Origin of the sequence: Nesterenkonia cremea, assembly GCF_014642675.1 — a bacterium.
GTDB lineage: Bacteria > Actinomycetota > Actinomycetes > Actinomycetales > Micrococcaceae > Nesterenkonia > Nesterenkonia cremea.
This window is the reverse complement of sequence record NZ_BMIS01000003.1, coordinates 223,161-238,283: the sequence shown is the minus strand read 5'-3', so window position 1 is coordinate 238,283 and position 15,123 is coordinate 223,161. Positions and strand designations below refer to the sequence as shown.

13 protein-coding genes are annotated in these 15,123 nt (G+C 67.5%); 7 read left to right on the top strand and 6 right to left on the bottom strand.

Going from position 1 to position 15,123, the window contains the following annotated elements; genetic code table 11:
• Positions 1-82 precede the first annotated feature (82 nt).
• The 3 genes from IEW85_RS05270 (at position 83) to ilvA (ending at position 3,898) form a co-directional block, all read left to right on the top strand.
• Positions 83-1,009 (top strand): Bax inhibitor-1/YccA family protein, encoded by a 927-nt coding sequence (locus IEW85_RS05270; protein WP_188683394.1) that lies wholly within the window; start codon positions 83-85, stop codon positions 1,007-1,009.
• Between the two features lie 104 nt (positions 1,010-1,113).
• Positions 1,114-2,625 carry an AI-2E family transporter gene (locus tag IEW85_RS05265; RefSeq protein ID WP_188683393.1) on the top strand — a complete coding sequence of 504 codons (1,512 nt, stop codon included), beginning with the start codon at positions 1,114-1,116 and terminating at the stop codon, positions 2,623-2,625.
• Positions 2,615-3,898 (top strand): threonine ammonia-lyase, encoded by a 1,284-nt coding sequence (ilvA, locus tag IEW85_RS05260; RefSeq protein ID WP_188683391.1) that lies wholly within the window; start codon positions 2,615-2,617, stop codon positions 3,896-3,898. The genes IEW85_RS05265 and ilvA overlap by 11 nt, the downstream gene beginning before the upstream one ends.
• An 89-nt stretch (positions 3,899-3,987) precedes the next feature.
• Here the strand turns inward: ilvA and greA are convergent, their stop codons facing one another.
• Positions 3,988-4,497 (bottom strand): transcription elongation factor GreA, encoded by a 510-nt coding sequence (greA, locus tag IEW85_RS05255; protein WP_188683389.1) that lies wholly within the window; start codon positions 4,495-4,497, stop codon positions 3,988-3,990.
• Positions 4,498-4,896: 399 nt separating this feature from the next.
• Positions 4,897-5,322 carry a DUF4307 domain-containing protein gene (locus IEW85_RS05250; RefSeq protein WP_188683387.1) on the bottom strand — a complete coding sequence of 142 codons (426 nt, stop codon included), beginning with the start codon at positions 5,320-5,322 and terminating at the stop codon, positions 4,897-4,899.
• A 20-nt stretch (positions 5,323-5,342) separates the two neighbouring features.
• On the opposite strand from IEW85_RS05250, the gene mca reads away from it, so the two are divergent.
• From mca to IEW85_RS05235, 3 genes are all read left to right on the top strand, one after another.
• On the top strand, positions 5,343-6,233 hold the full coding sequence (gene mca, locus IEW85_RS05245) for a mycothiol conjugate amidase Mca (RefSeq protein ID WP_188683385.1): 891 nt from the start codon (positions 5,343-5,345) through the stop codon (positions 6,231-6,233).
• Between the two features lie 95 nt (positions 6,234-6,328).
• Positions 6,329-6,736 carry a hypothetical protein gene (locus IEW85_RS05240; RefSeq protein WP_373286544.1) on the top strand — a complete coding sequence of 136 codons (408 nt, stop codon included), beginning with the start codon at positions 6,329-6,331 and terminating at the stop codon, positions 6,734-6,736.
• 20 nt (positions 6,737-6,756) lie between these two features.
• Complete coding sequence (locus IEW85_RS05235; protein WP_188683381.1) at positions 6,757-9,030, top strand: thioredoxin domain-containing protein; 2,274 nt, start codon at positions 6,757-6,759, stop codon at positions 9,028-9,030.
• 39 nt (positions 9,031-9,069) lie between these two features.
• Here the strand turns inward: IEW85_RS05235 and trhA are convergent, their stop codons facing one another.
• Positions 9,070-9,678, bottom strand: a complete 609-nt coding sequence (gene trhA / locus IEW85_RS05230) for a PAQR family membrane homeostasis protein TrhA (protein ID WP_229658827.1) — start codon at positions 9,676-9,678, stop codon at positions 9,070-9,072.
• Positions 9,679-9,978: 300 nt separating this feature from the next.
• On the opposite strand from trhA, the gene uppS reads away from it, so the two are divergent.
• On the top strand, positions 9,979-10,797 hold the full coding sequence (gene uppS, locus IEW85_RS05225; RefSeq protein WP_188683377.1) for a polyprenyl diphosphate synthase: 819 nt from the start codon (positions 9,979-9,981) through the stop codon (positions 10,795-10,797).
• 123 nt (positions 10,798-10,920) lie between these two features.
• Here the strand turns inward: uppS and IEW85_RS05220 are convergent, their stop codons facing one another.
• The 3 genes from IEW85_RS05220 to IEW85_RS05210 form a co-directional block, all read right to left on the bottom strand.
• Complete coding sequence (locus IEW85_RS05220) at positions 10,921-12,693, bottom strand: OmpA family protein (RefSeq protein ID WP_188683374.1); 1,773 nt, start codon at positions 12,691-12,693, stop codon at positions 10,921-10,923.
• A gap of 58 nt (positions 12,694-12,751) precedes the next feature.
• On the bottom strand, positions 12,752-14,188 hold the full coding sequence (gene phoH2, locus IEW85_RS05215) for an RNA 5'-3' helicase PhoH2 (RefSeq protein ID WP_188683497.1): 1,437 nt from the start codon (positions 14,186-14,188) through the stop codon (positions 12,752-12,754).
• 264 nt (positions 14,189-14,452) lie between these two features.
• A complete protein-coding gene (locus IEW85_RS05210) occupies positions 14,453-15,097 on the bottom strand; it encodes a rhomboid family intramembrane serine protease (protein WP_188683372.1) in 645 nt (214 codons plus the stop codon).
• Positions 15,098-15,123: the final 26 nt, after the last annotated feature.

The window sequence follows — 15,123 nt, the reverse complement described above, 5'->3', positions numbered from 1 at the left end:
CTCCAGGCATAGATCACGTCCGGTGTGCGTTAGGATGGTTCACAGGTACATCCGCCAGCACCGATAGGAGTACGGTCACACGATGTCCAACCCGATCTTCAACTCTCAGGCCTTCCCTGATCAGTTCAGCGAGCAGAAGCGCGAGCGCCGCCGCTTCTACATGGACGACCAGGGTGTGCGTGAGCAGTCCCAGCAGCACCCCTCCCAGGGCCAGCCCTTCGCCCAGCAGTACGGCATGCCCGGCCAGAGGCAGCAGGCCCCCAGCCAGACCGCCGGCCGCGATCCGCTGGAGCAGCAGTACGGCCTCCCGGACGCCGCCGGCTCCCAGGGCGCCCCGATGACCTACGACGACGTCATCCGCAAGACGGTGACCTCCTTCGCCGTTCTGCTGGTGGGTGTCGGCGTGATCGTGACCCTGGGTGCCTTCAACCCGGGTGCGATGATGGCACTGGTGCTCCCGGCCCTGGTGGCCGGGATCGTGCTGGGCTTCGTCAACGCCTTCAAGAAGGAGCCGAACCCCGGTCTGATCCTTGCCTACAGCTTCACCCAGGGTGTGGTGCTCGGCGCCATCACCATGGTCCTGGAGATTCAGTTCCCCGGCATCGCCGTGCAGGCTGTGCTGGCCACCCTGGCGGTCTTCGGCACCGTGCTGGCGCTGTTCAAGTCCGGCAAGGTCCGTGCCACTCCCAAGCTGACCAAGATGTTCATGGTCGCTGCCATGGCCTACCTGGTCTTCAGCCTCATGAACCTCGGCCTGATGATCTTCACCGACATGGGCGGCATGTTCGGCCTGCGTGAGGGCTGGCTGGGTCTGGCCATCGGCGCGTTCGCCATCCTGCTGGCCACCTACTCCCTGGTCCTGGACTTCACCAACATCCAGGAGGGTGTGCAGGCCGGTGTGGCACAGAAGTACGGTTGGGCCGCGGCCTTCGGTCTCACGGTCTCCCTGGTCTGGCTCTACATCGAGATTCTCCGCATCATCGCGATCGTACGCTCGATGGCGGACTGACCACTCACACGGCTCAGCTGAACGACGGCGGGTCCGCCCCACGCACTCTCGGTGCGGGGCGGGCCCGCCGTCTTTTGTCTGAGGAACATGTCAGGATAGGAACTATGAGCGCTGAGAACACTGCGTCGGAGACTACGACGCCGGGCAGCCGGGCTGCACACCAGGAGCACCAGCAGGGCTTCTCCGACGAACCGCCGCTGAAGAGCGATGAGGAGCGCCTCCAGGAGGACATCCCGTGGGGGGTGCGCATCGCTGCGGAGTGGGCCTGGCGGGTCATCGTCATCCTGATCTTTGCCGGCGTGCTGATCTGGCTGCTCAGCTACGTCTCGCTGCTGCTGATCCCGCTGATGGTGGCGGCCCTGCTGACCACACTGCTCAAGCCGTTGCACTCGCTGCTGCGCAGGGCCAAGATACCGGCAGTGCTCTCAGCGATCATGACGATCCTGATCTTCCTGGGCTTCGTCTTCGGGCTGCTCTGGCTGGTGGGCCAGGAGATCGTCGAGGGCTTCGCCGATATGGCCGACCAGGTGACAGAGGGAGCCATCGAACTGGTCAACATGGCCGACGACGTGGCCCAGGGTTACGGCATCGACATCTCCCCGGAGGAGTTCCAGTCCTGGCTGGAGGAGGCTCAGAACTTCGTCTCCGAGAACTCGGACGCCATCATGGGTGGCGCCATGGCGGTCGGTTCCTTCGCGGGCAACCTGACCATCGGCGGCATCCTCGCTCTGTTCACCCTGATCTTCTTCCTGGCCGACGGCCGCCGAATCTGGGATTTCTCGGTCAACTTCGTCCCGCGTAAGCACCGTCCGGCCATCCACGGCGCCGGCCGCAAGGGCTGGAAGGCCCTGGGCACCTATATGAGGGTCCAGGTCTTCGTGGCCGCCGTGGACGCCGTCGGCATCGCCCTGGGTGCCTTCATCCTGGGTGTTCCGCTGTTCTTCCCGATCGGTGTGCTGGTCTTCCTGGCCTCCTTCATCCCGATCGTCGGCGCCGTGGTCACCGGCATCATCGCCGTGCTGCTGGCCCTGGTGGCCAACGGACCGGTCAACGCGCTGCTGATGCTCGGTGTGGTGCTGCTGGTCCAGCAGATCGAATCCAATGTGTTGCAGCCCATCGTGATGGGCAAGGCGGTCAAGCTGCACCCGCTGGCTGTGGTGCTGGCCGTGACCGCCGGCTCCTCGCTGCTGGGCATCGTCGGTGCGCTCTTCGCCGTGCCGGTGCTGGCCTTCGTCAACAGAGCCACCCAGTACATCGCCAAGGAGCAGTGGCGCAACGACGACTTGGCCTTACAGATGGAGCGAGAACAGAAGGAGGCCCTCGTCCTCCAAGAAGCTGCCCGGCAGCAGCAGGAAGCTGAGGATGAGGAGACGCTGGCCGCGCTGAAGCGCAGGATCAAGGAGACGGTGCCGGGCATGGACCCGGATAAGCCCGCCTTCGCCCGCCGGGGACAGGGGCCGTCCGTGGGGGAGGAGCCGTTGGATCACCAGCTGAGCCAGTCGGAGAGATCCGATCTCCCCGGAGGAGTCACCGAGGCCGCAGCCTCGCAGGCCCGGGCAAAGGTGCAGGAGCGCGATGAGGAACAGCAGGAGGAGAAGGACAAGGATGACCGCTGACGCACTGACAGTGCCCGGACAGGACCTCAGCGTCCGGCTCGAGGACATCCGCTCCGCAGCCGAGCTGTTGGACGGGGTCATCGTGAAGACCCCGATGGACCACTCCCGCGCCCTGGGCCGGATGATGGACGCCACCGTGCACCTGAAGGCGGAGAACCTCCAGCGGGCCGGCTCCTTCAAGGTCCGCGGCGCCTATGTTCGCATGGCCCGGCTCTCCCCAGAGGAACGTGCGCGCGGGGTCGTGGCGGCCTCAGCGGGCAATCACGCCCAGGGTGTGGCCCTGGCGGCCAAGAAGCTCGGCATCCGCGCCATGATCTTCATGCCTCACGGTGTGGCCCTGCCCAAGTTGGCGGCTACCCGAGACCACGGCGCCGAAGTGGTCCTCCACGGCTCCTCCGTGGATGAGTCTTTGGCGGAGGCCCAGCGTCATGCCGCCGAGACAGGCGCGGTGTTCATCCATCCGTTCAACAGCACCGATGTGGTGGCCGGCCAGGGGACCATCGGGCTGGAGATCCTGGATCAGAACCCTGAGGTAGACACTGTCCTGATGGGCATCGGAGGGGGAGGGCTGCTGGCCGGTGCCGCCGTCGCGCTCAAGCAGGAGGCGGCCCGCCGCGGACGTGAGATCCGGATCATCGGTGTGCAGGCGGAGAACGCGGCGGCCTACCCGCCCTCTCTGGCCGCCGACGCGCTGGTGCCGATCAAGGGTGCCAAACGCACCATCGCCGACGGCATCGCGGTGGGCAAACCCGGTGAGATCCCCTTCGAGATCATCAAGGATCTGGTGGACGATGTCGTCACCGTCAGCGAGAACGCCATCGCCCGGGCCCTGATCTTTCTGCTCGAGCGCTCCAAGATGGTCGTGGAGCCGGCGGGCGCGGTCGGCGTCGCGGCTCTCATGGAGGGCAAGCTCGAGGAGTTGGGGCTGACCGGTGACCAGGCGCCCAAGGACATCGTGGCGGTGCTCTCGGGAGGCAATATCGACCCGATGCTCATGATGCGTGTCATCCAGCACGGCCTGGCTGCGGCCAGCCGCTTCCTGCGGATCAAGATCATGCTGCAGGATCGTCCGGGCGAGCTCTCCACCATCTCACGGCTGATCGCGGACACAGATGCCAATGTGACCGGTGTGGACCACAACCCCATCGGCAGCGATCTCTCCATGGGCGATGTCTCCATCACCATCACCATGGAGACCAAAGGGGAGGAGCACTCCCAGCAGGTCTTGGACAACCTGCGCTGCGACGGCTACGACCCGCTGGTCATCAGCTGAGCACCGCCAGCCGCAGCTGAGCCCAGACAGACTGAGGGCCCCGGATCATCCGATGATCCGGGGCCCTCAGTCTGTCGTGATGGTTCGTCTCAGCCGGTGAACGGCTTGGCGGAGACGATCTCCACCGGGATCTCCTTGCCGTTCGGAGCGGCGTAGGACAGCGTGTCGCCCTCCTTGGCACCGTCGATGGCCTCGCCCAGCGGGGAGTCCTTGGAGTACACGTCCAGGTCCGCGTTTCCGGCGATCTCGCGGTTGCCGAAGAGGAAGGTCATCTCATTGCCGGCGATCGTGGCGGTGACCACCATGCCGGGCACCACCGTGCCGTCTCCGACCGGGGCGTCGCCCACATAGGAGTTCTCCAGCAGCCAGGAGAGGTAGCGGATGCGCGCCTCTGCCTTGCCCTGCTCCTCCTTGGCGGCGTGGTAGCCGCCGTTCTCCTTCAGATCGCCCTCTTCACGAGCAGCTTCGATGCGGTCAACGATCTCCTGGCGGCCAGGTCCGCTGAGGTGCTCCAGCTCGGCCTGCAGGCGATCATAGGCCTCCTGCGTCAGCCACTGCGCGTTCTCGTCAGTCTCGGGGGTGTTCGTCGACACTCTCATCGTCTCCTTGTCATCACCATGCAAAAAGCCCCGCCCAGGAGGACCGGCTCCGGACCCTATACGTCCGGAAGTCTGCCCCGGCGGGGTGGTTGCTGCGTTCCACACATGCTAGTGCGGCGACAGGCCCAGCTCAACGCACATCAGGGATGTTGCGCTGATTTTCGGCCAGAAGCGAAGTGAGCGGGGTCGCAGCGCAGCCGACCGCGCCGGCGTCGGGAACCAGCCGCCGACGCCGGCGGGGAACCTGCCGCGCTCAGCTGAAGCAGGCGGCCGGGCGCCGGCCTCAGGTCGGCAGGGGAGAGGGGCCTCAGAGGCTCATCACGGTGGCGGCGATGAACATCACCAGCAGCGCCAGGGCGATGGGCGCGCGGAGGCGGTACATCAGGGAGTCGGAGCGCATCAGTCCTCCTGCTCCCAGCACGACTCCACGATCCCGGAGACGCCGCGGGACTCGGTGCGCAGATCGGTGCGGTAGTACTGCTCGCGGTCCGCCGCGGTCTCGCCGTCATGCGGGCCGATGGTCACGGTCTGGTGGCCCACGATGGCATAGGAGTCGTCCAGGACCTGGATGCTGCACTGGACGGTGGCGTCGAAGTCTTTGCCCACCTCATAGTCCACCGAGGCGGAGGTGTCGGAATGAATCTCGTAGCCGACGTCTTGATACGTAAGTTGGCCGACTGCATTGCCGATGGTGAAATAGATCGCCGCGAAGAATGCCAGCACCAGTGAACCGATGATGAGCCAACGCTGAGTGCGTGCTGACGGGCCCTTCCGCGGGGCGCCGTACCGTGCGGTGAGATTCTCCGGAGAGGCTGTCTGGCTCATCACGACTATTCTAAGGGGTTATGCGAGTGACTCAGGTGCCCGAGTCGGAGGGGCTGCGGCTGTTGGCCGTCCATGCCCATCCGGATGACGAATCTTCCAAGGGTGCGGCCATGATGGCCGCCTATGCCGCCGCCGGAGCGGAGGTGATGGTGGTGACCGCCACCGGCGGTGAGGCCGGCGATCTGCTGAACCCGGCCGCCGGAGAGAACCAGCACTGCCACCGGGACCTGCCCGGAGTCCGCCGCCTGGAGATGCAGGAGGCCGCTGAGGCTCTCGGCATCCAGCACGTCTGGCTGGGCTTCGCCGACTCCGGCCTCCCGGATGGTGATCCCATGCCTCCGCTGCCCTTCGGGTCCTTCGCCACGCTCTCGCTGGAGCACGCCTCCGCACCGCTGGTGCGCCTGGTCCGCCGCTTCCGGCCGCATGTGGTCCTCTCCTATGACGAGATGGGCGGATATCCGCATCCGGACCACATCATGAGCCACAAGATCGCGGTGGAGGCCTACCACGCAGCCGGCGACGCCGAGCGCTACCCGGACTGCGGCGAGGCCTGGCAGCCGCAGAAGCTCTACTACGACCGCGCCTTCAATCCGGGCCGTTTCCGTGCCATCCACGAGGCCTTCCTGGCTGCGGGGCAGCAGTCCCCCTATGAGGACCGGATCGCCTGGTTCGAGGAGGCTGACTGGCGCACCAAGCACGAGGTCACCACCCAGGTGCCCATCGGCGACTATCTGGAGCACCGCGACGCCGCCCTGCGCGCCCACCGCACTCAGGTGGAGACGGACGGGTTCTTCTTCGCCACTCCGAACGACTTCCTGCGTGAGGTCTGGCCCTATGACGACTATGTGCTCATCGACGCCAAGGTGGAGACCGAGTTTCCGGAGTACGACGTCTTCGCGGGGCTGCGCTGAGCTGTTCTCCTGCTGGCGGCGGCGAGGCTGCTGGATTCTGGCGGCGTCGGCTCGGCTTCGTCGCCGGGGCCGATGGTGCGTAGAATGGACGCGTGATGAAACTTCCAGCCCTGACCCAGTGGTGGCCCGGCGGAGGCGGCGGTGAGACGCCGGACCTGCGTCCCGGGCTGGAGGAGTCTGACATCACACCCGGGATCGCCGGATTCCTCTTCACCGCGCTCATGGCCTTCCTGCTGGTGGTCGTCGTGCGGGACCTGGTCAAGCGCATGCGCCGCATGAAGTACCGCAGTCAGCTGGACGAGGACCTCGACGCCGATGAGGCCGAGTTCCCCGGTGAGGTCACCCCCGCTGAGATCAGCGAGTCCCAGCTGCGCGCCCGTGAGGCCGCCGCGGCGCAGCGTTTCGGCACACCCGCTGAGCCGGAGGCCGCCGAGGGTGCCGATCCTGCTGAGGATGCCGGCGTCGTCGAGGACCGCCAGACCCCCGCACCCGGCAGCAGCTGAGGCGCGCAGAACGGAGCGTGATGGGACAGCGGCTCGCGACGGCACAATCGGCCTATCTGCGCCAGCATGCTGAGAACCCTGTCGACTGGTGGCCCTGGTCCGCCGAGGCCTTCGAAGAGGCCCAGCGCCGCGACGTCCCTGTCTTCATCTCCATCGGCTACGCTGCCTGCCACTGGTGTCACGTCATGGCTGCAGAGTCCTTCGAGGACCCGGAGGTCGCCCAGCTGCTGGCCCAGCGGTTCGTCTCCATCAAGGTGGACCGCGAGGAGCACCCGGATGTGGACGACACCTACATGGCCGCCGTCCAGGCCATGACCGGCCAGGGCGGCTGGCCGATGAGCGTCTTCACCACCGGTGAGGGCCGAGTCTTCCACGCCGGCACCTACTTCCCGCCGCGGCGCCGCGGCCAGATCCCCTCCTTCACCGAGGTCCTCGACGCCGTCCACACCGCCTGGACCCAGCGCCGCGAGGAGGTGGACCAGTCCGCCGAACAGATCGCCCGTTCGCTGAGTCAGCAGCGCCGTCAACAGGCCCAGATCGCCACAGCGGTGGACTCCGGCGGTGAAGCGACCTCCCCGGCGGAGGCCTTCCGCAGTGCTGCCACACAGGCGTTGGAGGCCCTGGCCGAGCAGGAGGACAGCGTTCACGGCGGCTTCGGATCCGCGCCGAAGTTCCCGCCGTCTCCGCTGCTGGGGCACCTCCTGGAGGAGGGCGCCTGGGAGGCCTCCCGCGAGGGCTCACAGACTGCCGCAGGTCTGGCGCTGCGGACCCTGGAAGCGATGAGCCGCTCAGCGCTCTTCGACCAGGTGGAGGGCGGCTTCGCCCGCTATGCCACCGACCGCGGCTGGCAGCTGCCGCATTTCGAGAAGATGCTCTATGACAATGCTCAGCTCATCGGCCACTACGCCCGGCTGAGCGTCCACCCGGCGGCTGATGCCGAGCAGCAGGCCGAGGGGGAGCGCATCGCCCGGATGAGCATCGACTGGCTGCGGGAGAGGCTGCTGCTGGGTGCGGCGGCTGAAGAGACCGGTCCTGCGGACGTGGCTGAGGCTGCTGGCGCTGAGGCTGACGAGCCGGCGTCGGGACTTCTGGCTTCCTCCCTGGATGCTGACACGGTGGACGAATCCGGAGAGCACCACGAGGGCTCCACGTATCTGTTCTCGGATATGGAGCTGGTGGAGGCCGCCCGGGCCGCAGGGCTCTCGGAGGCGCAGGCCCAGCTGCTGGGCATGCTCAACCGCGGCGTCCCGGCCGACGAACACGCCCTGGCCTCGGGAGCGCCGCTGAACATCACTGAGCACACGCCCCGCACTGTGCACTTCCAGGAGCCGCTGCGCGGCGACGACCTGGCGCGGTGGCAGCGGGTGCTGCCGGAGCTGCGCCGCCGTCGGGAGCTGCGCGATCAGCCGGCCCGCGACGAGAAGGTGGTGGCCGCCTGGAACGCCCAGGCCGTGGCCTCGCTGGCCGAGGCCTCCGCGCTGTGGGCCGACGGCGAGCTGCTCAGATTCGCTGAGCAGCTGGGGGAGCGGCTCTGGGGCAGGCATGCTGAGATTCTGGGCTCCGGAGAGCAGGAGACCGCGCTGATCCGCCGGACCTCCTATGCCGGGCAGCCAGGCGCGGCACTGGGCACTCTGAGCGACCACGCCCAGATGGTCAATGCCTGCTTCGCCCTGGCCTCAGCCGGCGCTGGCGCCGAGGCTGGCCAGGCTGGCCCCGCCGGTTGGGTGGAGCGCGCCCGCGTGGTGCTCAATACGATCCTCCAGCGTTTCGTCCGCCGTGAGGCGGGGGAGCGGGAGACTCTGGTGCTGCTGGAGAGTGCGGATGAGAGCGGGCTCCTGGCCCAGGCGCAGCAGGGCGTGGCTGATGCCAGCCCCTTCGACGGCCCCGAGCCCAGCAGCGTGGCCGCCCTGGCGCAGGCGCTGCAGACGGCAGAGGCCCTGCAGACCGATGATTCCCTGGGGCTGGGGGAGCTTTCTCTGGCCTCGGCAGAGATCCTGCATCATGTGGCCTTCGCCGCGCCCAAGGCTCCCCAGCTGGTGGGAGCGAGTATGCGGGCCGCGGCACGGGGAGCTCGGCAGTCCCCGGCCTTCCGAGTGATCGGCGGCTCCGCTGAGGATGTCGCGGCGGTCCGCCGAGCTGGCGCGCTCTACGGGATCCCGGTGGAGCCGGTCCCGGCCGGCGTCGTGGGGGAGGGTGCGCCGCTGCAGCTCAGTATCTGCCTCAACGGCGCGGAGGCCATGCTCTGCCTGCCCCCGGTTGGCAGTGTGGAGGATGCCCTGGCCGCCATCGGCTGAACCCGCAGCCGAAACCTCAGCCTCAGTCCAGTCTCACCCTCAGAGCAGGGCGAACATGATGGCGATGTAGTGGCAGATGAAGCCCACCAGCGTGCAGGCGTGGAAGAGCTCGTGGAAGCCGAACCACTGCATCGAGATGTTGGGCCGCTTCAGCCCGTAGAACACCGCGCCCGTGATATAGGCGACGCCGCCGGTGCAGACCAGGATGGCCGCCACCAGATCCGCGGCGAAGAAGTCGCCCAGGAAGACCAGCGCCGAGAGGCCCAGTACGCAGTAGATCGGGGTGTAGAGCCAGCGCGGGGCGTGGGTCCAGAACACGCGGAAGGCCACACCGCCCAGGGCGCCCACCCAGACGCCGGTCAGCAGGATGGTCCGCTGCGGATCCTCCAGCAGCGCCAGGGTCAGCGGGGTGTAGGTGCCCGCGATGATCAGCATGATGTTGGTGTGGTCCAGCCGCTTGAGCACCAGCGCGGCCTTCGGCGACCAGCGCCCCAGGTGGTACGTGGCGGAGACGGCGAAGAGCAGCAGCCCGGTGATCGCGTAGATCACTGAGGCCCAGCGCAGAGTTCCCGACGGCGCCAGCGCGATCAGCACGATACCCGCGGCCAGCGCCAGCGGCACCATGCCGGCATGCAGCCAGCCGCGCATCCGGGGTTTGAGCGGGATGTCAGAGTCGAAGAGCCGGTCGGCCGGAGCCACACCGCCCGCGGGCTGGGCGGTCTCGGAGACTGCGGCGTCCTGGGGCCGCTCGTGGGTGGCGCCGGCGCTGCGGTGGTACTGATCCTCCGCAGAGGTGAAGTCTGTCTGATCCTGCTGATCCTGGGAGCGGGCCATGCACCGATTCTACGCCGCCATAGTGACTCCTGAGTAACTAAGTGACGAGGATGACCCCGGAGACTCCTCTTGTAGGGTGGGCGTCGGAGCAGAGGCAGAGGCGAAGGAGAATCGATGGGGCTGCGGAATCTGGCCTATACGGTCTATGAGCGGCGCGTCAGCCGCGCCCTGCCCAAGGAGAGGCTTCCGCAGCACATCGGCGTGGTGGTGGACGGAAACCGCAGGTGGGCCAAGCTGGCCGGCACCCCGGCGGCGGACGGTCACCTGGCCGGCGCCCATAAGATCGTCGAGTTCATCGATTGGTGCGCCGAGCTGCGCATCCCCACGGTGACCCTCTACATGCTCTCCACCGACAATATGAACCGCTCCGAGGCCGAGCTGGAGCAGCTCATGGAGATCATCGGGGACACTCTGGACCGGCTGGCCGAGTCCCGGCCCGGCGGCCGCAGGGTCAAGGTCCACCCGGTGGGCCAGCCGGAGCTGCTGCCTGAGCCTCTGGTCGCCAAGCTCTGGGACGTCACCACCGCCACCGGCTCCATCCCCCAGGTGAAGGCATCCGCCCGCGGCCGCGGCCAGTCCGAGGAGACGGCGGTGCACGTCAACGTGGCCATCGGCTATGGCGGCCGGCAGGAGATCATGGATGCGGTGAAGTCGCTGCTGCGCGACGCCGAGTCCGAGGGCAAGAGCTTCACCGAAGTGGCCGAGGAGCTCACCCCCGGGGAGATCTCCGGGCGGCTGTACACCCGCGGACAGCCCGACCCGGACCTGATCATCCGGACCTCCGGGGAGCAGCGGCTCTCCGGCTTCCTGATGTGGCAGTCGGCCTATTCGGAGTTCTACTTCGCCGAGGCCCTCTGGCCCGACTTCCGCCGCACCGACTTCCTGCGCGCCCTGCGCGACTACGCCCAGCGCCAGCGCCGCTACGGCTCCTGAGGGACGAGAGTCCCCGGGGCCGGCGCCCGGGCCTCCCGTTTCCCCGTCCGTCGGCACGCTTGGGTGGGGTCTGGGCGGATCTGACGACTCAGCGGTGCTGATCGACGCCGTCAGCACCGCTGTTCAGCCCTCGTCCTCAGCATCCTCCGACGACTCCTCGGCCGATCCCACCGGCACATCCTCCACGCGCCAGGGCTCGCCCTCACGGTCGGTGATGTTGCCGGTGGCCTCGGGCACGTCCACGGTGACCCGTTCGATGCCCGGGGCGGCGGGCCAGATGACGGTGGCGGTGCCGCTGTCGGTGGTGGTCCCCTCCCAGCCGCCGCCGAAGTTGCGGTCGGCCAGCGGGCTGCGGACCGGGATGCCGTCCTCGGTGTCCGGGGTGTCGTCGGCGTCGATCCGCGGTCCGCCGTAGTCCAGCGGGAAGATCCGGAAGTCGCCCACCAACAGCGTGGGCGCATCGGCCTGGGTGCCGGTGTTCAGCTCATCGTGTCCGGTGCGGGCCGGGTCGCCGCCGAAGGTCAGCGGCCAGGAGAGGTCGTCGTCAGCGTCGAGCTCCTCCGGGGCCACGCTGATGCGTCCGACCAGCAGGTTGCCCACCTGCTCCACGCTCTCAACGGTCACTCCGGCGGAGCGTCCGTCCGAGTGGGTGACCTCCATGGTCTCGCCGACCTCGCCCACCGGGCCGTCGGTCTCGGGCAGGCCGCCTTCGGCCTCCTCCATGAACTCCTGCATCGGGGGCTCGTCCGGGGTGTAGATCAGCTCCACGCGCCGGTTCTGGGCCTGGCCCTCCTCGGTGTCGTTGGAGGCCACAGGCTCCTGGAAGTTTCGGCCCTCCACGGTGACCTCGTCGAAGGCGCCGAGGTCCACGATGTCCTCCAGCTCATCGTGGACGGACTGGGCGCGGTCCTCGGAGAGCTCCTGGTTGAACTCCTCATCGGAGACGTCGTCGGTGTGCCCGATGATCTGCAGCTCGCCGCCCTCGATCTCCTCGAACTCGTCGGAGGCGCCCTCCAGGGCCTCGGCGGCCTCATCGGTCAGCTCGGCCTCTCCGAATTCGAAGAGCAGGTCGCCGGAGACCGTCAGCGTGGTCTCCTCGCCGTCGTAGCGGCTGCCGTAGCCGTCGAACATGTTCTCCCGGTAGATCTCCAGGTCCCAGATCTGGCGGAGCAGGTCCCAGTCGTCCTGGGCCACATCGGCCAGCGAGGCCCAGGTGTCCTCCTCGGCCTCCTCGGCGGAGATCACCGGGACATCGGCCACCACGCCCATATAGGGGATGAGCACACTGAGCTCATCGGAGGTCTCGTCCACCGTGTTGAAGAAGCCGCGCCAGAGCACCTCATCGCCGCCGGGGGCGGCCAGGCCCTGGTTGCTCATCCGGGAGATGTCCAGCCAGTCTTCGCCGTCGTGGGCCTGGACGGGCTGGTGGGCCAGCAGGTTCTCGGCGTCGATCAGCCGGACCTCGTCCACGGTGCCGCCGATGGCGGGGTTGTGCAGCATCTCGCCCACGAGCCAGCCGTAGTCCTCGTTCTCGGACTCGGCCTCAAAACGCATGGAGACCTGCAGGAAGTCGTTCTCGTCGTCGTGCTGTTCGACATGCTCGCGGACGATCGGATCGATGGTCACGCTGAGGTCGAGCACGTCCTGGCCATCGTTGGAGACGAAGGTCTCGGTGTGGGTGACTGCGCCGTCGGGGCGCTGGGAGGCGAGCTCCTCATCGTCATAGGCCTCTTGGCCGGTCTCGCCCTCGGCGTCCACCGGGGAGGGCGACTCATCGGACTCTTCGGCAGCCTCGGGGCCCTCCTCGGAGGCAGGATCTTCGAGGCTGAGGCAGCCGGTGACCGCCAGGAGTGCTGCCATGGTCAGGAACGGATATGCCCGATTCTTTCCCCTCATGGACAGCATCCTAGCGGTCCTGGCTCCTGATCTGCTCGGCCTGATCGGCCGCCCAGCCTCAGTCCTCCAGCAGCTCGGTCACCAGTGCTGCGATGCGGCTGCGCTCGGAGCGTGAGAGCGTCACATGGCCGAAGAGCGGGTTTCCCTTCAGGATCTCCACCACGGCGGCCACGCCGTCGTGCCGGCCCACGCGCAGGTTGTCCCGCTGGGCGACGTCGTGGGTGAGCACGATCTTCGAGTTCTGCCCCATGCGGGACATCACCGTCAGCAGTACGTTCTTCTCCAGGGACTGGGCCTCATCGACGATCACCCAGGAGTCGTGCAGGGAACGGCCTCGGATATGGGTCAGCGGCAGCACCTCCAGCAGGCCGCGGGCCATGACCTCTTCCAACACGTTCTCACTGACCAGCGCGGAGAGCGTGTCATGGACCGCCTGGCCCCAGGGGTTCATCTTCTCGGCCTCGGTGCCCGGCAGATAGCCCAGGTCCTGACCGCCCACCGCGTAGAGCGGGCGGAAGACCACGATCTTCTTATGCTCGCGGCGCTCCAGGACCGCCTCGAGACCGGCGCAGAGGGCCAGCGCGGATTTCCCCGTTCCCGCGCGACCTCCCATGGAGACGATCCCGACCTCACGGTCCATGAGCATATCGATGGCCAGGCGCTGCTCGGCGCTGCGGCCGTGGACGCCGAAGACGTCCCGGTCGCCGCGGACCACCTGCACGTATTTCTTGGAGGTGGCGTCCTGATGGACCCTGCCCAGCGCGGACCCGGCCGGGCCCTGGATGACCAGACCGGTGTTGGTGGGCAGCTCCTCAGCCTCTTCGAGGTCGATGCGCTCACCGTCGTAGAGCTCGCTGATCTGCTCCTCGGTGGCGGTCACCTCGGCCAGACCGGTCCAGCCGGTGTCGGCCACCCATTCGTTGCGGTACTCGTCGGCGTCGAGCCCCATGGCCGATGCCTTGACCCGCATGGGCAGGTCTTTGGAGACCACGGTGACCTCACGGCCCTCGTCGGCGAAGCTCTTGGCCACAGCCAGGATCCGTGAATCGTTGTCTGCGCCGCGGAAGCCGTGGGGGAGCACCTCCAGGCTGATGTGGTTGAGCTCCACCAGCAGGTGCCCGCCCTCATCGTTGAGCGGGATCGGCTGGTTCAGGGCGCCGTGGGTGGTGCGCATCTCGTCCAGCAGCCGCAGCGCGCAGCGGGCGTAGTAGCCCAGCTCCGAGTCGTGACGCTTCTTCTCCAGTTCGGAGATCACGACCACGGGCACGATCACCTCATGCTCGGCGAAGCGCAGGACCGCTTTGGGATCGGAGAGCAGCACAGAGGTGTCCAGGACATAGGACTTCTGGGCGATCTCCTGCTCCAGGCTGGTGTTCTCGGCGCTCTTCTCAGTGGGGGTGGTGTTCAGCGGGGCCACAGTATCTCCAGACCCGGAAACAGAAAAGGTCCCGACGGCGCTGTATGTGTGTGGAAGAGCTGCGCTCTCCAGCACCATGTCTCGCCGCGGAACCTTCATGTTCCCGCATCGAATCGTCGGGTGTGGGCGGTTCGGCCCGGTGCCGTCCAGCGATGCGCTCAACGACAGCCAGGGGCCGGACCGGCCCCTCCTGCGTTGTGCCGCTGCCAACACTCGGGCCTCTCCGGTCAGGTATCTGACACCTTCAGACTAAGCACTCAGAGAGCAGGATCGGGCAATTGCGCCGGAGTTTCTCATGACGAACAGGTAAACACTTCGTCAGGGGAGCAGAGAGCGTCCAGCTCAGCCGAGCCGACGTCGGGCCCTCTCCGCCTTCCGCACCTGCCGCTGGGCGCGCAGGGTGCGGGTCAGCCACAGCGCGACGACGACGCCGGCGCAGGCTCCGAACAGGTGCCCGGTCCAGGAGACGTCAGGCTGTCCGGGGAACAGCCCGGGCAGCATGGCCACCGCATGGAAGATCGCTACGACTGCGCCGAAGACGATGGCCAGCGGGCGGCGTTTGGCCCAGCCGTAGACCAGCAGGAAGGCGGCGAAGCCGTAGATGACCCCGGAGGCTCCCACGTGGTTCCCCGCGGTGCCGCCCACCCAGAGAAGCGCCCCGCCGAAGAGCCAGATCCCGGCGATCACCTTGGCGAAGTCCCGGGAGATGATGGCGGTCATCGAACCCAGGATGAGCCAGCTGACCGAGTTGCTGATCAGGTGCATCCAGCCGCCATGCAACAGCGGCATGAACAGGATTCCCAGCAGCCCGGAGAAGGAGCGCGGCTCCAGCCCCAGCAGCCCGTTGAGCCAGTAGCCGCCGATCGCGTTGATGATCTGGACCGCCCACATGGCAGCCAGCAGCACCACCACCGGGCCTAGGACGCGGGTCAGTGACTCTCGGGCGTCGCGGCCGATGGACTTCCAGCTGTCATTCTCCGCAGTCATACACCCCATCGTAGGCAGAGGTGGCA